The organism is Paenibacillus oleatilyticus, assembly GCF_018998565.1.
Classification (GTDB): domain Bacteria; phylum Bacillota; class Bacilli; order Paenibacillales; family NBRC-103111; genus Paenibacillus_G; species Paenibacillus_G oleatilyticus.
Map to the genome: position 1 here is coordinate 68,178 of NZ_JAHNZO010000005.1, position 20,663 is coordinate 88,840.

Annotated in this window: 20 protein-coding genes; 12 read left to right on the forward strand and 8 right to left on the reverse strand. The window is 57.5% G+C overall.

What is annotated here, in order from left to right; all coding sequences use genetic code 11:
• Positions 1 to 50: 50 nt before the first annotated feature.
• The 4 genes from KQX66_RS08085 to KQX66_RS08100 form a co-directional block, all read right to left on the reverse strand.
• The gene (locus KQX66_RS08085) at positions 51 to 761 is read right to left on the reverse strand and encodes a GNAT family N-acetyltransferase (protein WP_216792151.1); all 711 of its coding nucleotides are present in this window, start codon (positions 759 to 761) and stop codon (positions 51 to 53) included.
• 74 nt (positions 762 to 835) lie between these two features.
• Entirely contained in the window at positions 836 to 1,477 is a 642-nt protein-coding gene (locus tag KQX66_RS08090) for a histidine phosphatase family protein (RefSeq protein WP_216791851.1), read from the reverse strand.
• Positions 1,478 to 1,718: 241 nt separating this feature from the next.
• The gene (locus tag KQX66_RS08095) at positions 1,719 to 2,234 is read right to left on the reverse strand and encodes a GNAT family N-acetyltransferase (protein WP_216791853.1); all 516 of its coding nucleotides are present in this window, start codon (positions 2,232 to 2,234) and stop codon (positions 1,719 to 1,721) included.
• Positions 2,231 to 2,671: a GNAT family N-acetyltransferase gene (locus tag KQX66_RS08100; protein ID WP_216791855.1), complete on the reverse strand. Its 441-nt coding sequence runs from the start codon at positions 2,669 to 2,671 to the stop codon at positions 2,231 to 2,233. Before KQX66_RS08100 ends, KQX66_RS08095 begins: the two co-directional genes overlap by 4 nt.
• Before the next feature lie 340 nt (positions 2,672 to 3,011).
• On the opposite strand from KQX66_RS08100, the gene KQX66_RS08105 reads away from it, so the two are divergent.
• The 12 genes from KQX66_RS08105 to KQX66_RS08160 all read left to right on the forward strand — a co-directional run bounded on the left by KQX66_RS08105 (position 3,012) and on the right by KQX66_RS08160 (position 17,828).
• Positions 3,012 to 4,013 carry a PHP domain-containing protein gene (locus KQX66_RS08105; RefSeq protein WP_216791858.1) on the forward strand — a complete coding sequence of 334 codons (1,002 nt, stop codon included), beginning with the start codon at positions 3,012 to 3,014 and terminating at the stop codon, positions 4,011 to 4,013.
• 12 nt (positions 4,014 to 4,025) lie between these two features.
• On the forward strand, positions 4,026 to 4,799 hold the full coding sequence (locus KQX66_RS08110) for an MgtC/SapB family protein (RefSeq protein WP_216791860.1): 774 nt from the start codon (positions 4,026 to 4,028) through the stop codon (positions 4,797 to 4,799).
• A gap of 104 nt (positions 4,800 to 4,903) precedes the next feature.
• The gene (locus KQX66_RS08115) at positions 4,904 to 5,833 is read left to right on the forward strand and encodes a metallophosphoesterase family protein (protein WP_216791862.1); all 930 of its coding nucleotides are present in this window, start codon (positions 4,904 to 4,906) and stop codon (positions 5,831 to 5,833) included.
• A gap of 347 nt (positions 5,834 to 6,180) precedes the next feature.
• Complete coding sequence (locus tag KQX66_RS08120; protein WP_216791864.1) at positions 6,181 to 8,454, forward strand: AraC family transcriptional regulator; 2,274 nt, start codon at positions 6,181 to 6,183, stop codon at positions 8,452 to 8,454.
• Positions 8,451 to 9,977, forward strand: a complete 1,527-nt coding sequence (locus KQX66_RS08125) for an ABC transporter substrate-binding protein (RefSeq protein ID WP_216791866.1) — start codon at positions 8,451 to 8,453, stop codon at positions 9,975 to 9,977. Before KQX66_RS08120 ends, KQX66_RS08125 begins: the two co-directional genes overlap by 4 nt.
• 358 nt (positions 9,978 to 10,335) lie before the next feature.
• The gene (locus tag KQX66_RS08130) at positions 10,336 to 11,688 is read left to right on the forward strand and encodes an ABC transporter substrate-binding protein (protein WP_216791869.1); all 1,353 of its coding nucleotides are present in this window, start codon (positions 10,336 to 10,338) and stop codon (positions 11,686 to 11,688) included.
• A 74-nt stretch (positions 11,689 to 11,762) separates the two neighbouring features.
• Positions 11,763 to 12,689: a carbohydrate ABC transporter permease gene (locus tag KQX66_RS08135; protein ID WP_216791872.1), complete on the forward strand. Its 927-nt coding sequence runs from the start codon at positions 11,763 to 11,765 to the stop codon at positions 12,687 to 12,689.
• Entirely contained in the window at positions 12,689 to 13,576 is an 888-nt protein-coding gene (locus tag KQX66_RS08140; RefSeq protein ID WP_216791875.1) for a carbohydrate ABC transporter permease, read from the forward strand. The genes KQX66_RS08135 and KQX66_RS08140 overlap by 1 nt, the downstream gene beginning before the upstream one ends.
• Positions 13,577 to 13,606: 30 nt before the next feature.
• On the forward strand, positions 13,607 to 14,470 hold the full coding sequence (locus KQX66_RS08145; protein WP_088830291.1) for a sugar phosphate isomerase/epimerase family protein: 864 nt from the start codon (positions 13,607 to 13,609) through the stop codon (positions 14,468 to 14,470).
• A gap of 39 nt (positions 14,471 to 14,509) precedes the next feature.
• On the forward strand, positions 14,510 to 15,565 hold the full coding sequence (locus tag KQX66_RS08150) for a Gfo/Idh/MocA family protein (protein ID WP_216791877.1): 1,056 nt from the start codon (positions 14,510 to 14,512) through the stop codon (positions 15,563 to 15,565).
• A 29-nt stretch (positions 15,566 to 15,594) separates the two neighbouring features.
• Positions 15,595 to 16,272, forward strand: a complete 678-nt coding sequence (locus KQX66_RS08155) for an N-acetylmannosamine-6-phosphate 2-epimerase (RefSeq protein WP_216791880.1) — start codon at positions 15,595 to 15,597, stop codon at positions 16,270 to 16,272.
• A 29-nt stretch (positions 16,273 to 16,301) separates the two neighbouring features.
• Positions 16,302 to 17,828 (forward strand): DUF4127 family protein, encoded by a 1,527-nt coding sequence (locus tag KQX66_RS08160; RefSeq protein ID WP_253957014.1) that lies wholly within the window; start codon positions 16,302 to 16,304, stop codon positions 17,826 to 17,828.
• A gap of 63 nt (positions 17,829 to 17,891) precedes the next feature.
• Here KQX66_RS08160 and KQX66_RS08165 read toward each other — a convergent pair whose 3' ends face one another.
• The 4 genes from KQX66_RS08165 to KQX66_RS08180 all read right to left on the reverse strand — a co-directional run bounded on the left by KQX66_RS08165 (position 17,892) and on the right by KQX66_RS08180 (position 20,653).
• The gene (locus tag KQX66_RS08165) at positions 17,892 to 18,347 is read right to left on the reverse strand and encodes a DinB family protein (protein WP_216791886.1); all 456 of its coding nucleotides are present in this window, start codon (positions 18,345 to 18,347) and stop codon (positions 17,892 to 17,894) included.
• 134 nt (positions 18,348 to 18,481) lie between these two features.
• Positions 18,482 to 18,949, reverse strand: coding sequence for a histidine phosphatase family protein (locus KQX66_RS37325; RefSeq protein WP_308647187.1), 468 nt, complete (start codon positions 18,947 to 18,949; stop codon positions 18,482 to 18,484).
• A 22-nt stretch (positions 18,950 to 18,971) separates the two neighbouring features.
• A complete protein-coding gene (locus KQX66_RS08175) occupies positions 18,972 to 19,589 on the reverse strand; it encodes a CHAT domain-containing protein (protein WP_216791889.1) in 618 nt (205 codons plus the stop codon).
• Positions 19,590 to 19,798: 209 nt separating this feature from the next.
• Complete coding sequence (locus KQX66_RS08180; RefSeq protein WP_216791893.1) at positions 19,799 to 20,653, reverse strand: muscle M-line assembly protein unc-89 Uncoordinated protein 89; 855 nt, start codon at positions 20,651 to 20,653, stop codon at positions 19,799 to 19,801.
• Positions 20,654 to 20,663: the final 10 nt, after the last annotated feature.

Below are 20,663 nucleotides of genomic sequence, written 5' to 3' on the forward strand. Positions count from 1 at the left end.
GGATCGGGGGCTCCCGAGGGCATCTACCCTGGATAAAACCGCACCCGCTTCTACCCCTGCGGCTCCCCGAGCGTGTTCCAAAGCTTATCGAATTTGGCTTTCGTCAAAATCTCGTGTGTGACAAACCGTCCGTTATAAAACGCGCTGTACGTGGTGAAGGCGGACGGGGCGTTTTGCGCCTGCTCCTTGGTCGTGAGCTTCACTCGCTTCACCGGAATTCCGTACGCCCGTTCAATGGCATCAAGCTCATCGCCGGTATAATGATCGGTAAAAGGGCATTGATCCGTGTACAGCACGACTAAGCCGTCACCGTCCGCAACGGTCTGCTGCTTGGCGCTTTCCTTGAACCGGGGAAGCGGGGCGTCGGGATCGAACCGCTTGACGAGCAGCTCGAAATAGGGAGGAGCGGTATCGCACACCTCGAACCCGTGTTTCACGTGGTAAGACTTCTCCGACAGATATGGCCGCTTCTTGTGGCTCGATACCGCAACGATGCCCGCTTTGCCCTCCGAATCCCGGATGCATTCCTGCAAAAGCTGCGCCCCATAGCCTTGTCCCTTGTAGCTTCCGGACACCCAGAAACAGTTGATGAACGTATAGTTCGGCGCATCGATGGGCACCCAAGCGTTCTTGGCAGGCAAGTACTCGATGAACACTTTTCCTTTGGCGTCCAGCTTTTTAAAGACCAGCCCTTCTTGAAAACGGCACGCCAACCACTCTTTTTTCAGGCTCACGCCGTGCCGGGCTTTCTTGTCCGACATGGCGCAGCAGATGTGCTCCCGAGCGATATTATCTGAGGTAACTTGTACGATGCTCATTCCCAGACCTCCCGGATTTAACCTTCTATAGGCTGAATCGCTTCCTGATAATGGCTGATGTCGCCGTGCAGCTGGATGTCCGGCTTGCCGTCCTCAGTAAACTCAATCTTACACAGGCAGGCCGGATGAATGTACGGGAGCTCCCATAATTGCTCGATCGGCCTTTGCTCGAAAGCGGCCATCAGCAATTTGACCACGACCGTATGGGTGACGATCAGCACGGCTTGCCCGGCATGGTCCTGCAGAATGTGCCGGAGCTTGCCGAGGGCGCGCCGCTCCACCTCCGCGAACGTCTCCGCTTGAGCCGCGCGGAAGCGGTTCGGCTGACGCCAGAAGTGCTCGTAAGCCTCCGGGCAGCGCTCCGCAATTTCGGCAGCGATCTGTCCTTCCCATTCGCCCAGATTGATTTCCTTCATCTCATCGCATTCGGTAATGGCAATCGGCCGGCTGCCGCGGATCAACTCGGCGGTCTTGACGGCCCGGGGACTGGAGCTGCTGTAGATCCAATCGATCGGCTGCTCCAACAGTGCTTCGCCAAGCCAACGGGCCTGCTTCAAGCCAAGCTCCGTCAGCGGAGAATCCTGATGACCTTGAAACCGGTGCTCCACGTTCCATTCCGTCTGTCCGTGCCGGACTAAATATACGGTTGTTTTGTTCATCCGAAGCCTCCTGGCTGATCTAATGAAAAAGATCGATAAGTTCGTTTCGCTCGTCTCTCGGACAGCTTCCAGTCCGTCATCTGCAATCCAGAGAACGCATGGGTTAATAAGGAAACTTTATACGGAAAATGATCCGGCGCCGCCTGGTTGGTTTGCGCGGGCTTCGTTGACCGCCTCCGGCGTCGTGACCGGCTGGATGGCCAGCAGCCATGCTAGAAGGAGCAGGAGGTGCTTCATGTCGCTAAGCCTCGGTCTCCTTGTAATAAAAAACGGTATCGTTCAAGCTGCCGTCCGCAGAGCGGGCGTAGCGGGGAATGCGTCCCGCCTCCACATACCCGAGCGACCGGTACAGCAGGTTGGACGGATCGCCTGCGCGCGTATCGAGCACAAGCAGCGTTCGGTTTTCGGCGCGGGCGCGCTCTTCAGCAGCCTGCATCAGAGCGCGGGCAATGCCGTTTCTGCGGCTGCGCGTATGGACCATCAGCTTGGCGATTTCCGCCCGGTGGGCGGCATTCTTTTTTTGCGCGAGCTGGAGCTGCACAGTGCCGACAATCGTTCGATCGAGCTTGGCCGCCCACAGAATGATGCCTGGCTCCAGCGCGCTTTTCCAATAATTCACGGCTTCGTCCTTGCTTAACGGGGGCAAAAAGCCGACCGAAGCGCCGCTCTCCACGGCATCGACCAGCAGCTCGGCCAGCTGCTCCAACGATTCCGGCTCGTACGCCCGGATTTCGACGATTTCAACGGCTGCGCTCATGCTTCCCGTTCCTCCTCCGGCTCAACCTCATAGGTGCAGCGAAACCGCTCCGCACCCGGGAATTTTTCACCCAGGCTGACGACCTCGAACCCGATGTTCCGGTAAAAATCGACCGCATCCTCATCCGTTTCCGCGACGATTTCCGCGGGGCTTTTGAGATGAATCAGCTCCAAAATTTGGCCCCGGCCATAGCCTTGTCCCCGATAGTCCGGCTGGACCGCAATGTGCCGCAGCTCCATCACGCGCCCGGAATCGATCCGGAAGCCGACGAGGCCGATCAGCTTCCCGTCCTTTTCGTAGCCGTACATTTCAAGCTCTTCGCTGCGCTTGTAGTCGTCCAGGGTTTGCGCCAGCCGAACCGGGTCCGGAAAAATGGAATATTCGAGAAGCTCCGCAACTTCGGGCTGGTCCAATCTGGATTTGATATCGATTAGCAAGGGGATCGCTCCTTTAGGTGTTTTACTATTTATAATCATGATGATAAATCCCGTTAACCGTCTGATCGGCTTTGGCAAAAAAGCTTCTTATTTATTCAGTATAAAGGATTTGAAAAGTTTTTCCAAAGCCATCCATGCCCGTCCTTCCAAAATCGATTGTCTATGCCCGATTCATTTTGAGATTGACGGATAATAAAGAAAGGACTACAATAATCAACAAGAAACCACATAAATAAAGTGATATATGCAACAATCAACAACAAGATGATGGTCAATCGTAAAAGCGTTGGAAGACTTTTCACGCAAGTTTTTTAAATCGACAGAGTGAGGAGGAAGCGGGATGAAGCTGGATTTTCATTTTCACCTGGAGGAGGGGCCGTACTCGACCGGCTGGCTGCAGCGGACGGCGCGGGCGCTGGAGAACGTGCATCGGGAGAGCGGGCGGCTGGGCGACCGGCCGCATTCGCTCGAATGGATGAACAAGCTGGGAGAGCTGCTTCAGCAGCGGCTTGAGGCGGGCTGCTTCAGCGACGAATGGCTCGCGTTTTATTTCGAGCAGGGGCGGCAGCGCGGGATCGAGCGGTTCGGGATGGTGGACCATCTGTACCGGTTTACCGAGTTCCGGCCGTATTACGAACGGCATATGATCGTGGATGAGACGCCGCTTGGCCGGCTGCAGCAGTACTGGCTGGACCGTGTCTGCGTAAGCTCCATCGAGCCGTATCTTCAGGCGGTGCGCCGGGCGAAGGCCGCGGGCGTACCCGTATCGCTCGGGGTCGAGGCGGACTTTTTCCCGGGCGGCGAGGCGGAGCTTGGCGAGCTGCTGTCGCGGTACGAGCTGGATTACGTGATCGGTTCGGTTCATTTTCTGGAAGGTTGGGGCTTCGACAACCCGGAAACCCAGGAGCTGTTCAAGGAAAAAGACCTGCTTGCGCTGTACCAGCAATTGTTCGACTACGTGAAAATGGCGGCTTCCAGCGGCTTGTTCGACATTATCGCGCATCTGGACAATCTGAAGGTGTTCAATTACCGGCCGGAGGAGGGGCTGCTGCTGCCGATGTACGAAGATGTGGCCCGTGCGCTCAAGCAGGCGGATGTAGCGACCGAGATCAATACCGGGCTCGCTTACCGGTACCCGGTCAAAGAAGCTTGCCCGAGTCCGGCTTTTCTGGACATTTTGCATAAATACGGCGTTCCGATTACGTTGAGCTCGGACTCCCATTTTCCGGACGACATCGGAACGCAGTTGGACGAGGCGATGGATTTGCTGGCCCGGACCGGGTACAAGGAAATCATCTACGTGCACGAGAAGAAACGGATCGCCGTTCCGCTCGGGCGGTAAGGGGAGGTCCCCATGGAGCTGTCGTTGACCCCGGATGTGTGGCATATCGGCTATGCGGAGCTGACGCTCCGTATTGTTACGGCGCTGGTGTTAGGCGGTCTGATCGGCTTGGAGCGGGAAATCGGCGGGCATTCGGCCGGATTTCGCACGCATATTCTAGTCTGCATGGGCTCGGCTCTGATTGTGCTGCTGTCGAGCTACGGTTTTTCCGATTTTGCGGTCGAAGCGAACGTGAGGCTGGACCCGGCCCGTCTGGCCGCCCAGGTGATCAGCGGCATCGGCTTCCTGGGGGCCGGAACGATTATACGCACGGGGCCGACCGTGTCGGGGCTGACGACCGCGGCTTCGCTATGGGTCGTAGCGGCGATCGGCCTTGCGGTCGGCGCCGGTTTTTACTACGGGGCCGTCGTCTCGACGGCTGCGGTCATCGTCAGCTTGTTCCTCTTGAACAAGGTGGAGAAGGCGGCATTGGCGAAGACGAAGCGCAAGCGCGAGGTAGAGGTCGAGCTCTGGGACGGGGACGGGAATCTCGGCGCGATGCTGAACCGGATCAAGGCTGCGGGCGCTTCCGTCACCGTGCTGCATCTGGAGAGCCGGGCGAAGGAAACGGAGGAAGGCTTCCGCCAAGCCTTAAGCGTACGCATGGCGCTCAAGACGACGGCCGGGCAATACGAGCACGTCGTGCAGGAGCTGGTTGTGCTTCCAGGTATGGTCAAGGTCGAGACGCCGGGATGGAAGCCGTTCGAGCACGAAAATAAAACGAAAGCGGCGGGGAAGACGGCCTGATCTGGCCCTGCGGGTCCGGCGTCGGCGGAATCGATCTTCGTCAACAAAAGAGCATGTGCAGCTTCCGACAATACGATAAACACTAGCGAAGAGGAGCGATTCGAATGCAAGCTTTAACTTTTCGGGAAGACCGGACGTTTACGATTGTGCAGTTCACCGACGTGCATATGAAATCCGGAGGCGACGCGGACCGGCGCACCTTGGAGCTAATGGAGCATGTTCTCGAAGCGGAGCGGCCGGACCTCGTCTACTTCACCGGAGACGTCATCGAGGACAAGGAGTGCGACGATCCGCTTGGCCGGTTCGACCGGGCGGTTTCCGTCGTCGAGAAGCGGCGCATCCCGTGGGCGGTCGTCTTCGGCAATCACGATACCGAGATGAAAATCACCCGGCGGCAGCTGATGGACAAAGTGTCGGGGTACGAATACGCGTTAGCGGTGAGCGGTCCGTCGGACATTGCCGGAGAAGGCAACTACGTGCTCGAAGTTCGGGATGCGTCCGGCCGTCCGGCTGCGTTGCTGTACGGCTTCGACTCCGGCTGTATGTCCACGCTGCCGCACGTGCAGGGCTACGGCTGGATTGGCCGCGACCAGATCGATTGGTACGTCCGGCAATCCGCGGCCTATACGTCGGACAACGGCGGCACGCCGCTGCCGGCTCTGGCTTTCTTCCATATCCCGCTGCCGGAATATGCGGAGGTATGGGAGCGCGAGGTGTGCCACGGGCATAAGTACGAGAACGTGTGCTGCCCGAAGATCAATACGGGACTGTTCGCGGCGCTCGTCGAAATGGGCGACGTTATGGGCACGTTCGCGGGCCACGACCACGTCAACGATTACTGCGGCACGCTTCACGGCGTCCGCCTGTGCTATGGCCGGGCGACGGGCTACAACACGTACGGCCGGGACGATTTTCCGCGCGGAGCGCGCATCATCCGGCTGCGCGAAGGCGAGCGCGGCTTCGAGAGCTGGCTGCGTCTTGCGGACGGTACGGTCGTGACGGAGCAGCCGGAGCATCGGCCGGAGACGCGTTAGGACCCTCAAAATAAAGCTGCATTTTGGACAGGCGAACGGCTGGAAGAGCATCTCTTCGGTCGTCCGCCTGTTTTCATTTTGGCAGCTATCGAAGACGGCATCCGTCCGGAAAACACCGTGCGGAACTTGAGCGGAAGCCTTGAAGATAGCGGGTTTCCGCCATTTGAGAACCGTTTTGGGCAAATGAGAACTGGGCGAATCCGGAGGGCGAATGCTACAATGTGGGCAGGAAATCCAATACGCCAACTTGCCATGCCTCGATCCGTCCAATACGGATGTCCGCCATCGGATGTATAGTATAATGAGGACGGTGACTACGACGACAGACTCGCAAGGAAGGTTGGACGATGCGACATTTATTTTCCAAGAACTACGTTCGGATTTATTTGTGGATCGGAATGATTTTTACGATGATCATTATTCCGTTCTCCATGTTTTTGGCGAACCAGTTCTCGAAATACGCCTACTCGCAAATGGATCTGTTCAACCGCGATACGATGCTGCAAACGGCAAGCCGCACCGAGTTTCTGCTGAACAAGCTCAAAGCGTACGGGCTACATATGTATCAGGACAGCACGGTGCAGGAATGGCTCCAATCGTCTGGCCGCAGTCCGCTGGACGACATGGATGCGCTTCATGCGCTGACGAACTATATGTCGACCGAACCGTTTATCAAGCGCGCCTATCTGGTGAACGTCCACAAGGAGCAGGCGATCGATTCGCTCAAGGGGCTCGTTTCGTTCGAGAAATTCGGGGATGCGGCGATGCTGAAGAAGATCCGGGAGGACCGGCCGCTTTTTTTGCAGTTTTTTTATCATGAAACCGGCGGCGAGCCTTATCTTGCGCTCATCGTTCCGTCCACGCCGGCCAGGAAAGACCATCGCGGCTATCTTGTGCTCCTGTTGGATAACAGGGCGCTGCAGGAAAATCTGCTCGGTCTGAACAAGGAGCCCGGCATGGATCTGATGATTGTGGACGGCCAAGGCCGGAATGTGCTGGGCACCACGGAGAACGACGCGGCCATCCTGAACGAGCTGCGCCGCCTGAAGCCAGCGAATTCGGAGACGCAGGTTATGACCGTGCGCGGGATGCAATTGTTTGTCAATTCCGCACCGCTGGCTTCGCAGAAATGGACGGTGTATTCGTTAACCGAGTTGAAAGCGTTTAAGCGTCAAGCGCAAGCGTTCCAGACGAAAATCGTCGGCTACTCGCTGCTGCTGCTCGTCCTGCTGCTGCTGGCGGCATTCTGGAATTCCCGCCGGATGGTGAAGCCGTTCCGCAGACTGGCGGACCAGTTGCAGCGTCGCATCGTGCAGGAGTCGCGCCATTCCGCGCTGGCCCTCCCAGCTGCAGGCGACGAGTACAGCATTTTGAAAAGCGGGATCGAGCTGCTGTCCAGCCGGGTCGACGAAATGCACCAATCGCTTCGCGGCCATTCCGGCTTGCTCAAGGCGGAATATTTGCGCCAGTGGCTGCTGCAGGGAAGAATGAACCGGACGCTGCGGGAAGGGATTGCCCGGGAATCGGAGCTTCTGGCGTCGGATCTCATCCGGCTCGCCGTCGTCAAAATCGATGCGTACCGGGACGTTGCCGAAACGTATGATTTTGCTTCCCGCCAACTGCTCAAATACGCGATGGGCAACATTGCCGGAGAGATCATCTCGGGCGAGGGTGGGGCGCTGGAGACGATCGATCTGGCCAGCGATCACATCGTCTTCCTGATCGGACTGGATCGGGACGATGCCGAAGTCCGCAAGCTGCTGGAAACGATCAAGGGGCATATTGCCACGTATGTCCGGCTTCAGGTGACCATAGCGGTGAGCGATCTGAAGCACTTGGAGGACGATCTACGCTCCGTCTACGACTTCGTTCTGGAGCTTACGCTGCTCAAGTTCATCAGCGGCGAAGACAAGGTGTACACGGAAGGCGATTACGAAAGCTACGTTCGGCTGCTGCAGCCGTTATCCGATCCGAAGAGCCTCGACAAGCTGCTTGTCGCGGTCAAGTCCGGGAAGAAGGACCAGGTCGTCCTGCTGCTGGAGGAGCTGTTCGGGCAGATGGCGGCGGTCAAATACTCCGAATGCAAGGTAAGGCTGACCGTCATTTTATTTACGATCATGAAGGAATTCGACAAGCTTCGGGCGCTGCAGGGCGTAGACGGCATCGACAAACAGCTCGACCGGTTCTCGACGCTGCAGGAGGCGCGCCACTGGCTGGAGGCGGAGCTGTTCGCCGTCATGGACCAGCTCGGCTCCCGCAAAGGGGGCGACCGGAAAGAGAAGCTTGCGGAGGAGATGATCAACTACGTACTGTACCATATACACGATCCGATGCTGTCCGTCGAAGCGATTGCGGAGCATGTTTCGCTGTCGGCCAAGTATGCCCGCAGCATTTTCCAGGAAGTGCGCGGCGTGTCGCTCTCGAACTACATCCTGAACACTAGGATCGAGAAGGTAAAGGAGCTGCTTGTCACGACAACCATGTCGGTGGCGGATATCGGGGAGCGTTCGGGATTTTTGACGCGGAGCCATTATTTTACGGCGTTCAAAAAAGCGACGGGGCTGACCCCGAACCAATACCGGCTGCACCATACCGAAGGGGAAGGAGGGGAAGCGGAATGAACCGTTCGCTGCGATGGGGATGCTTGCTCGCTGCGCTTCTCTTGCCTGCGGGGTGCGGAGGGTCCTCCGCTTCCGATGCGGGCCGGACGGCCCCTGCCGCCACACCTTCTCCGGTGACGCTCCGGATCATGCTCCCGGGCGATCGGGCCGCCGATTACGACCTTGTGCTGAAGGAAGCGCAGCGGCGTCTGGCGGGAACGCTCAACGTGAGCCTGGACATCAAGTTCGTGCCATGGAACGACTTCGGCCGGGTATCGCAGGTGGCGCTGGCTTCGGGCGAGGAGATCGATCTCGTGTTCGACGCGCCGTGGCTGCATTTGAGCGAGATGATCTCGAGCGGCTACTACGAGCCGCTCGACGTGCTGCTGGAGAAGTACGGCGAGACGATCCTCGCCAAGCGGCCCCGGCCGATGTGGGAGGCCAACCGGTACGGCGGCAAAATTATGGCGATCCCGCTCGGCGTCTCCTATGCGATGGGCCACTCGTATTTTGTCCGCAAGGACCTTCGCGAGAAGCTTGGCGTGCCGCCGATCCAAAGCTACGAAGAGCTGATCCGGTTCGCTTATCTTCTGAAGCAGAAGGAGCCGGACATCGTGCCGCTGATCGCGGCTGGGAATACGTCGCAGCAGCTCTACAGCCAGGCGGCGTTCCGGCATTACGATGATGTCCAGAGCCAGATCCGGCCGACGCAGGCGCTGGGCAGCAGCCTGATGCTGTACTACCAGCGTAATGACGGCAAGGTGCACAATCTGTTTCGTGAAAAGGATTCGCCGGTCCGCGACTGGATTCGCGAGGCGCGCCGGCTGTATGTGGACGGCGTCATGCATCCGAACGTGCTTGGCATCAAAGATTTTCAAGACCCGGGCTTCTCAGGCGAGGCAGCGATCTTCCCGGCAGGCTCGTTCTCGGTTGACGAGGGGAATCGGGAAAAGCTCAAGCAGCATGCAAGTGGTGGAGAGCTGGAGAGCGTGACTTTTTATCAGGACATTCCGAAAGCGAATCTGTCGAATTTTGCCCAATGGAATTTTATCGCGGTTCCGGTGACCAGCAAGCATAAAGAGGAAGCGATCCAGTTCCTCAATTGGGCCAACGAGAAGGACAACTACGACCTGCTGGCGTACGGACTTCCGGGCGTCCATTGGGAGCCCGTAGGGAGTGACCGTTACCGGACGCTGAAAAGCGGCTATCAGCAGTTCCCGTACGTCTGGCTGTGGAACCCGGACGACGACCGCGTTCCGGCGACTGATGACCGCACCGAGGCGCTGGACTGGTTTATTCGGCGGGCGGAGCATTTTACGCCGGATCTGCTGACCGGGTTCCAGTTCGACGGAACCCCGGTACAGAACGAGCTGAACGCGTACGCAAGAATCGAGGCGGAGTACTACACGCCGCTGTTTAACGGAGTGCTCGACCCGGAGGAAGCGATGCCGCGGTTCGAAGCCGAAGCCGGTGCTCTGCTGGAGGCGATCGGGTCGGAGCTGCAGCGCCAGATCGACACGTTTCTGCGCAGCAAGCGGCGCTGACGAGTCCGGCGCGGCAAGATAAGAAGCGGCCGCACGGCGGTGGAGACCGCTTCGCGACGCGAAGCCACCCTCTCTAGGTCCGATATTTCAACGTAGAGAGGGAAGCCACGGCCGGCACCCAAGTGCAGCGAATTCGTGCAGACGGAGGAAAATGGTCCCGAAGTATGCCCTTTTGTGGAGGAATATTCCGTTTTTATATTCATTGTAGGAGGTGGTTTTCATTTAATCTTGTCCGATAAGCTGAAGGTGTCGGGGCAGGCAACTATTTTAAGATTTACCCGCCTGAAGCGGAAAGCCCGGAGCGTACCGGCACGTGGTGGCGGAGAAGCGTAAACATATGATCGAAAGGGTGGCTGACATGAAACGGAATACAACGCATAAAACGATGACGGCGCTGCTGGCGACCGTGCTGGCGGCGGCAGGACTTAGCGGATGCGCCGGGGGCAAGGACGCGGGCGGAACGGGGTCCGGGTCGGGAGCTGCTTCCGGCGACAGGAAGGCAGAAGGGAAAGTAACGGTTCAGCTCTGGAACCATTACACCGGCGATAAAGCGGCCGTTCTCGATCAGATGGTGTCGGCTTTCAACGCCAGTCAGAACGAAATCACGGTCAAAGCGCTGAGCAACCAGGACCCGCAAAAGCAGCTCACCGCGATCTCCGGCGGCAGTGCGCCCGATCTGATGTTCACGTTCTGGAACAACATCGGCCCATGGTCCGAAGCGGGCGCGGTGCTGAACCTTGACGATTATGTCAAGCAGGCGAATTTCGATACGAAGAAAATCATTCCCGCCGCCTTGGAGCGCATGAAGGTGGACGGCAAAGTATATGGCTTCCCGATCTCGATGAGCATGGCAAGCCGGCTGTACTACAACAAGAAGATGTTTCAGGACGCGGGCATTTCCAAGCCGCCGGAAACGCTTGAGGAGATGTTCGAAGTTTCGAAAAAATTGACCAAGAAGGACGGCAAAAACGGCTACGAGCAGGTCGGCTTCATCCCCGACTATCCGTGGATCGACAACGTCTTCTGGCCGATCATCTTCGGCGGCTCCTGGGATGACGGCAAGGGCAAGCTGACGGCCGCCCAAAAGGCGAACGTCGATGCGATCGCTTACCAGACGGAGTATTACAAGGAGTTCGGCAGCGAGGGCATCTCCAAGTTCAAATCCGGCATGGGCAAGGCCGACACGCCGCAGGACCCGCTCATCACCGGCAAGCTCGGCATGATGATCGGCTGGGAGAACATGTACAACGACAAGCGCGGCGAAGGCGGAGCGATCGGCGTTGCGCCGTTCCCTTATCCGAAAGACCGGCCCGAGCTGAAGAACGCGGGCATGGTCAGCCCGATAGCGATGTTCATCCCGGCGAAAGCGAAGAACAAGGAAGCGGCCTGGAAAGTGATGCAGTATTTCTTGTCGGAGGATGTGCAGATCGAGTACGCGACCAAAGCGAAGACGATTCCGGTGCTGCTGAGCGCGCTGGATAATCCGAAGCTGACCAAGAATGAAGCGACGAAGTCGCTGTGGGAATTTTACGAGAGCGCGAAGAGCGCGAACCTGAACGGGTTTCCGAACAGCGTCTATATCAACGAATATTTGCAGGCGCTGAACGAAGAAACGGAAAAAGCGCTCAAGGGCCAGATCACACCGCAGCAGGCGATGGACAACGTTGTGACCAAAATCCAGCCGAAAGCGGATAAAGCGAACAAGAAATAAGAACGTCGGGGCGTGCACATTGGTTACCATACAGCTTTGCGCGCCCCAAACATCGAAGAAGAGGAGGACCGGAGATGGATGCAGTCAATCGAATCGGAATCAAGCGCAGAGAGCGCCAGCGTCTCCTCGTCGGGTTGTGCTTTATCAGTCCGTGGCTGATCGGATTTTTGCTGTTTCAACTGCTGCCGATCATATCTTCGTTCTATTACAGTCTGACGGAGTACAACCTGTTCGAAGCCCCGCAGTGGGCGGGCGCGTCGAATTACGCGGAGCTGATCACGGACGGCAAGGTTTGGCAATCGCTGTACAATACGCTTTTTATGGCGGTGTTCGGGCTGTTCCCGCATCTGGCGTTCGCGCTCGGCATTGCCATGCTGCTCAACAAAGACGTTAAGGGAAAATCGCTCTACCGTACGATATATTTTCTGCCTACGCTCGTGCCGACGGTGGCTGCGACGCTGCTGTGGATGTGGCTGCTGAACGCGCAGTATGGGCTGATCAACGAGCTGCTCGGCATGCTGGGACTGCCGCAGCCCGTCTGGCTGCTGGAGCCGCAATGGACGAAGCCCGCGCTGATCCTGATGGGCTTCTGGGGAACGGGGACGGCGAGCATCATGTACTTGGCCGCCCTGCAGGACGTGCCGCGCATGTATTACGAAGCGGCGGAGATCGACGGAGCCAACGCCTGGCAAAAGTTCCGCCACATCACGCTGCCGGCGATCTCGCCGATGACGCTGTTTCAGGTCATCATGGGCGTCATCGGGGCGCTGCAAATGTTCACGCAAGGCTACGTGTTCGCGGACGGCAACGGGCAGGCGATCGGCGGACCGGAAAATTCGCTTTTGTTCTACGCGGTGTACTTGTACCAGACGGCGTTCTCGTTCCTGCGGATGGGCTTCGCGTCGGCGATGGCCTGGGTGCTGTTCGTTATCGTCTTCCTGCTGACCTTTCTGGTCTTTAAAACATCGGCCCGTTGGGTGTATTACGGAGGTGAGCGCTAATGTCCAAGGCAACTGCCGCAACGTCTTCCTTATCCGTTAGCCGGAATAAGCGAAAGCGAGCTCTCGGGGCGCGCCCAAGCTGGGTGACGCATCTGCCGCTCGTGCTCGTCGGCCTGCTGTTTCTGCTGCCGTTCGTCTGGCTGGTCATTACGTCGCTCAAAACCGATGAAGAAATCTTCGTCGTGCCGGTCCGGTGGTGGCCTGAGACGGTCCAGTGGAGCAACTACGTCAATGCGATGAAGGCCATTCCGTTCTTCCAATATACGATGAATACGGTGCTGATTTCCGGCCTTTGCGTGCTCGGCGTTGTCGTCATCGCGCCGCTAGTCGCTTACGGCTTCGCTCGGATTCAGTTTAAGGGCAGAAATGCGCTTTTCCTTGTCATGATGAGCACGCTGATGCTTCCTTTTCAAGTGACGATGATTCCGCTTTATGTGCTGTTCAACAAGCTGGATCTGATCAATTCGTACTGGCCGATCGTGCTCTCCTCGTGGTTCGGCACCGGCATGGCGTACTACATTTTCATGGTGCGGCAGTTTTTTATGGGCATCCCGCACGAGCTGACGGAGTCGGCGAAGATCGACGGCGCTTCGGAGTTCCGCATTTATGCGCAAATTATTCTTCCATTGGCGAAGCCGGCGATCTTGACTGTGGGGCTGTTCACGTTTCTGGCGGCGTGGGGCGATTTTCAGGGCCCGCTCATTTATTTGAACGATCCGGAGAAGTGGACGCTGTCCATCGGGCTGAAGCAGTTCATCCGCGAGAATCAAGTAGCTTGGGGGCAGCTGATGGCGGCCTCGACCTTGTTCACCGTTCCGATCATCATTATGTACTTTTTCGTGCAGAAAAAGTTTATCGAGGGCATCTCCATCACGGGGATGAAATAACCAAAAGCAGCATCCGGGGAGGAATTGACAATGAAGCTGGGCATCAGCTCCTACAGCTTGTATCAGGCGGTGCAGCGCGAAGGCTGGACCATCCTGGACATTATCGAATGGATTGCGGAGAACGGGGGCGAGCACGCGGAAATCGTGCCGCTGGAGTACGACCTGCTGGAGCAGCCGGAGCTGGCGGACCGGATCCGGGAAAAAGCGGCGCAGTGCGGCATCGAGCTGTCCAATTACGCGATCGGCGCGAATTTCGTAACGGAATCCGATGAGGCGTACTTGGCGGAAATCGAGCGGGTCAAGAAGCACGTCGAGCTTGCGCATCGCATGGGCATCCGGCTCATGCGGCACGATGCGGCGTCCCGGCCGCTGCCGGAAACGACGATCTCCCGGTTCGAGGCCGATCTGGAGCGGGTGGCGGAGGCTTGCCGTCAGGTAGCCGACCATGCCGCTTCGTACGGAATCGTTACCAGTGTGGAAAATCACGGGTACTACATCCAGCACAGCGACCGGGTGCAGCGCTTAGTGGAACGGGTGGGCCGGGACAATTTCCGGACGACGCTGGATGTCGGCAATTTCCTGTGCGTCGACGAGCTGTCCGTTCCGGCCGTCAGCAAAAATATTCCCATCGCCTCGATGGTGCATGTGAAAGATTTTTACGTCCGGCCTTCGTACCGGAATCCCGGCGAAGGATGGTTCCGGTCGGCGGGCGGCAGCTATTTGCGCGGGGCGATTGTCGGTCAGGGCGACATCGATATGCCGGAGGTGCTGCGCATCGTCAAGGCGTCGGGCTACGACGGATACGTGTCCATCGAGTTTGAAGGCATGGAAGATTGCAGGCAGGGAGCCAGAATCGGCATGGATTATGTTCGTGCAATGTGGAAGGAACTGTAAATTTTGAGCTTGAACATATTCGGATCGGGAGGATTCGTCATGAGTAAAGTGAGAATTGGTGTTATCGGAGCGGGAAGTATTTCGGAAATGCATTTGAAGGCTTATGCGGGCAACCCGGAGGTGGAGCTTGCGGCGATCTGCGATTTGAACGGGGAGCGGGCGAAAACTAAGGCGGGAGCCTACGGAGCGGGAAAAGTATTTACGGATTACAAGCAGCTGCTTGCCGATCCAGACATCGACGCGGTGAGCGTGTGCACATGGAACAACAGCCACGCCGCGATCAGCATCGCCGCCTTGGAGGCGGGCAAGCACGTGCTGTGCGAGAAGCCGCTGTGCAAGACGGTGGAGGAAGCGCTTCAGGTGGAGGCGGCGGTCGGCCGAAGCGGCAAGACGCTGCAAATCGGCTATGTGCGCCGGTATGGCACCAATGTGCGCGTGCTGAAGAAGTTCATCGATGCGGGCGAGCTGGGCGAAATCTATTACGCGAAAGCGACCTGCTTGCGCCGGCTCGGCAATCCGGGCGGCTGGTTCTCCGACATCGAGCGCTCGGGCGGAGGCCCGCTCATCGATCTCGGCGTTCATATCATCGATCTGTGCTGGTACTTGATGGGCAAGCCGAAGGTCAAATCGATCAGCGGCAATGCGTACCGGAAGCTGGGTAACCGGAGTCATATTCAACATTTGGATTACTATAAGGCAGCCGACTACAACGAGCACAATACGGTGGAGGATCTGGCCAACGCGATGATCCGTTTCGAGAACGGAGCTTCCTTGCTCGTTGATGTCAGCTTCACGCTTCAGACCAAGAAGGACGAATTCGCCGTCAAATTGTACGGGGACAAAGGCGGGGTCGAAGTGGAGCCGGAGCTGACGATTGTCACGGAGCGGCACGATACGATCTTGAACGTCACGCCGCAGATCGATCACTTGTCGTTCGATTTCGAACGCGGCTTCCAGAACGAAATCGACCATTTCATCGCTTGCTGCCAAGGCCGGGAGCAGACGATCAGCCCGGTGCAGGACGGCGTGGAAATGATGAAAATGCTGTGCGGCATCTACGAATCGGCCCAGTCGGGCGAGGAAATCCGGTTTTAGCATCCTATTTGCGGTTGGGAGATCATAAGATGAGACAAAGAGTTACGGAGAGAGGCCTGGTCGTCTCCTGTCAAGCGTATGAGGGGGAGCCGCTGTTCGGCCCCCACCATATGGCCGAGATGGCCAAAGCGGCCGTGCTTGGCGGAGCGGTCGGCATTCGCGCGAACGGGCTCGCGGATATTTTTGCCGTGAAGCAAGCCGTCGCCGTACCGGTGATCGGCTTGAACAAACGAAGCTGCGAAGGCAGCGACGTGTATATTACGCCGACGCTGGAGGATGCACTCGCCGTCCATGCGGCCGGCGCGGATATTGTTGCGCTGGACGGTACGAACCGGCCGCGGCCTGACGGACGGACGCTGGCGGATACGGTGAAGGAGCTTAAGCGGCGGGACATCCTGATTATGGCGGATATTTCGACTGAGGAGGAAGGGCGGTACGCCGCGCAGCTCGGCGTCGACTGGATATCGACGACGTTGTCGGGCTACACGCCGTACAGCGCGCAATCGGCCGAGCCGGACATTGCGCTGGTGGCCCGCTTGGCCGCAGCCGTGCAAGTTCCGGTTGTAGCGGAAGGAAGATACGGCAAGCCGGAGGACGTCAAGCGAGCGCTGGACGCAGGTGCGCAGTTTGTCGTCATCGGCGGGGCGATTACCCGTCCGCAGCACATTACCGAGCGGTTCGTGCATGCTATTCGGGAGAGCGGCTAGAGATGACGCGGCCGGGGGAGGGGGAAGCCATGCGAACCATACTGTACGTTCCGCTGGACGAACGTCCGTGCAACTTCGATTTTCCGGCCGATCTGGCCGCCGGTACGGATTTTCGGGTTGTGAGGCCGGAGCCGGAGGCGATGGGGCGTAAAAAATCGCCTGCGGACGTGGAGCGGCTGTGGGCGTGGCTGTTCGAGCGGGCGGCCGAAGCCGACGGCGCGATCGTGTCGCTGGATACGCTGGTGTACGGCGGCATCGTGCCTTCGAGACTGCATCAGCTGTCCCCGGAGCCGTGCCGGGAGCGGTTGGATAGGCTGCGCAAGCTGAAGCAAATCAATCCGAAGCTGCGGCTGTATGCCTTCAACCTGATCATGCGCTGTCCGAGCTATTCGAGCGGCGACGAGGAACCGGATTATTACGAAGCGTGGGGGAAGGACATTTTCCGGCGGGGGGTTCTCCGGCACCGGGCTGAGCTTGGGCTGGCGGACGAGAAGGAGCTTGCGGAGCTGAAGCGGCTGGATACGGCTATCCCTGACGTCGTATGGCAGGATTATATAGAGCGCCGTGACGTTAATTTGCAGGTCAACCGGTGGGCGGTCGAGCTGGTGAAGGAGCGGATCGTCGACTTCATGATCGTGCCGCAGGACGACTCGGCGCCCTTCGGGCTGACGGCCGTAGACCAGCAGCGCGTGCGCGAGCATATCCGGAGCCTGAGCCTGCAGCTTCAGGTCTATATGTACCCGGGAGCCGACGAGGTCGGCTGTACGCTGCTCACCCGCATGTTCAACGGGTTTATGGGCGTCCGGCCGCTCATTTACCCGCATTTTTCAAGTGTGCAGGGTCCGTTCGTGACGCCGTTGTACGAAGACCGGATGCTGTACGAGACGCTAAAATGCCACGTTCTGGCGGCGGGCGCGACGATGGCTTCCTCCGTCAGCGAAGCAGATCTGGTTCTGTGTGTGAATTCGCCGGGAGAGCAGATGGTCGAAGCCGGTGAGCAGGCCTTGCCGAATCCGAACCGCGGATATACCGTGCTGCGGAACCTCGTCGAATTGACCGAAGTGGCGCACGAGGTCGTTCACCGCTGGAAAAAGCCTTGTCTGATCGCCGACGTCGCCTATGCCAACGGCTCCGATCTGGAGCTGCTTGCGCTGCTGCGGCAGAAGGGATTGCTGTTCCGCTTGGCTGCCTATGCCGGCTGGAACACCAACGGCAATACGCTCGGCACGTGCCTCGCGCAGGGGCTCATTTATTACTTATACGGCGATACGCCGGGCCATCGCGATTTTTTGGCCTTGCGGCTCGTAGAGGACGCGGGCTACTGCGCTTCCGTCCGTCAGCAGGTCACCCAGTCGTGCCTGCCGTCCATGGGACATACGTACTTCTCGGTCGACGGAGAGCGTGGGGCGGTGGCGGACCTTGTGAAGCGGGAGCTGCAGCGGTTTGCCCGGGAGCAGATCGACGACGAAGGGCACCGCGTCGTGATTGACGACTGCCGCATGCCGTGGAGCCGGATGTTCGAGGTGGGCCTGCGCGTGCACGTCGAGAGGAGATAGAGGGGCGGGCTTTGCCCCGCGGCTCAGGCAACCGCTGGCCCCAGTGAGTCAGCGGTTGCCTATCTATAAGCCTCTGCGGATGAAGTTTGCCGATACCGCCTGCAGGCCCAATTTCTTGGCCCAGACGGACAATTGTCCGACATGGTGGATTTCATGGGCGACCACATGTCTTAAAATTTCACCTTGGGTAAACGTCTCTTCCATCCCGGTCGTGACAGGTTCGCCATCGGACTCATTGGTCCAATGTACGAGAAAGTCCTCGACTTCGATCCGATACTGCGCGGACAGCTGCCGGACCTTGTCCAAGCTCGCGAAGTCGTTGAAGGCAGGCTCCGGGTCCGGCCCGCCCTTGATGGTCCGAATCCAGCTGCACTCCACATCGACGATATGAAACAGTGTCTTCAGGATGGAGCCGACTCCGCCGGTGCGTTCGCGCAGCAGCTCTTCCTCGCTTAGTGCCCCGAAGGTCTCAAACCATTCGTCCCGTATCATCCAGTTGTAGCGAAATAACCGCAGCATTCGTTTTCCTCCCCAGACTGTTTCAGGATTACTCCCATAATCTCGTCACGTTCGATAAAGCTTTGCCTTGAAACTCTAGCTTATAAATATCCGGCATGGTCGTCGATTCCCAGAAATCAAAGTGATATGCCGGGTTAAAATAACATCAGCGTCATAATATCTCCATGCGTGCCTACGACGATCGATCTGCCCGAATATTGCTCCAGATACCAGGCTAATACCTTAACGGCTCGCTCCTGCGCCTGTTCGCTGGATTCCCCGCCCGGGAAAGCGAGGGTCGGATCGTCGTACAGCTGCTTTTTCGATTGGATGAACCGGTCTTTCGGGAGAAATAAGTCTTCCCCGGACAACTGTCGTTCTCTTAGATCCTCTTCCGGAACAATTTCCTTGTGCAGATGGTCGGCCAATTCCCGGATGGTCAGAACGGCTCTTGCATACGGGCTGGAAATCAACAGATCGACAGGCTCATGGAGGAGGATATCCTTTACTTTTATCGCATCGGCCCTTCCTTTATCCGTCAATCCCCTCAATCGTTCCTCACCGGCAATATAAAGCGATTCCGCATGTCTTACGAAATAAACGATCGTTTCGATCCGGCTCACCTCCAGGGGGAGTATTCCAAGCTTAATAGGTGGTTTTACTAGGTTGTCCCTCCGGCGTTAACTGATAGAAGCCGTCCTGTACGTACAACCGGTAGGCGCGACTTTCCTCGTCGTAAGCGGCTGCGTGCTGCCATGCCTCTTCCAGCGATTCCATCTTGATCAACCGATGGAAAAAGTGCATGATGAACAGCGCGGCCGCTTCTCCCGAAACATCTTCATCGGCGGCGATATACGCTTTAAGGTTTCCTTGCATAAAAGCTTTTCCCGCTTCTTCCACGCCCGCCGAGCAGGCCGTATTGATAACAACCGTTCCCGGCAGGTTGATCGCTTGGCCTATCGTCTCCGGAAGCATAACCTCATCGTGCAAGCTCGAAACGTCGATTTCTTCGATATATTCGCCGAAAATAATCCCGCCCTTGTCCCCATGAGCGCTAATAATAAGGTACGGCGGGGCGTTTTCTTCTCCTTGCCCGATCACTTGCAGAAAATCCCCTGGTGTGCCGATCGCATGAAACAGCGTAACCGTATTGAATTGTTCCAGGACCGTACGAATAAAATTGGCCTCGCCGCCGTCGTCGATCGCAGCGATCGCAACAGGCAACCGTTTGGCGTAAAATCGGGTATCCACAGGCTTCCACATTGGTGTACCACTCCTCATCTATTTTTATATGCTTACGACGAGGGTTTTCCATGGTTTCGCTATTTTTGGATTTAGACCCCAAGGCGGACGGAAAAAAGCACCTTTCGTGAAGGACGAGGCCAGCCGCTGTATGCTGCCCCTTCCTATCTAGAAATGTGCTTTATTTTGAAAGTTTTTTGTGTCGGAATCTCGCTCTTGTACGATTGAGCTTACAGCGTCAAGTTCACGATTGTTCCGGCGGGTGATTTATTTCCTTTACGCTTCTCCGAGTACGTTTCGATTTCTTGCGCCGTCAGCTGTCTCCTCCCGGATTGCTGCGGCTTATCCGAGCTTTCTTCTTCCTTCGTTTGTTTGGCGGGCTTGGCGGAAGCGATCTTGTCGTCCTCCCGGACCGCTTTAGTGAGGTCGCTTGCGATATTACCGGACTGTTCCATAAGCTTGCCGTTTAAGTTCTCGGCTTTTTCCTTCAATTCGCTTGAGCGCGCAGGGTTACTGTGTTCCCAGCCTTTAGCCTCCGTTCGTAGCGTATTTTGCGCCATCTTGATGCGGCCGAAATTCTGCTTCTCTTGGCTCGCGGACACAACCGCTTGCATTGTGTTTGGAGATAAAACAGAATCCTCTTGGGATCGTTCATTTGGGTAGCTGCCGCCAGGACTGGAGGCGTTCGACTTCTCGCCCTTTTTCTTGCTCTCTTCGTCTAATCCCGCTGCCTTCCGCTGCTCTTCGAGCTGGATTTTTCTCATTTGTTCTTCCAGCTCCCGGATTTGCTTGTCGATGTTTTCGAGTTCCGCTTTCATCGATTCCGCACTGGTGCCTTTTTTCAAAGCCTCGCTTAAATAGTTGCCTCGTCGTTCCATCAGCCCTTGCTTTTGTTCCATTAGCCGCTCCAGTGCTGAGGCCGCCGTTTTTTGGCCGGGACCGTTAAGGAAAGGCTTGCGGATGGTAACCTTGTCCTGCTGCTGTTGCCTGTGCTCCTGCTGTTCGTTCGCATTGGATCGCCGAGCGTACGTGTGATTACCATGTGCGCCGACAAACGAAGACCGTAAGTCTAGGGAAACGCGCATGAAAATATCC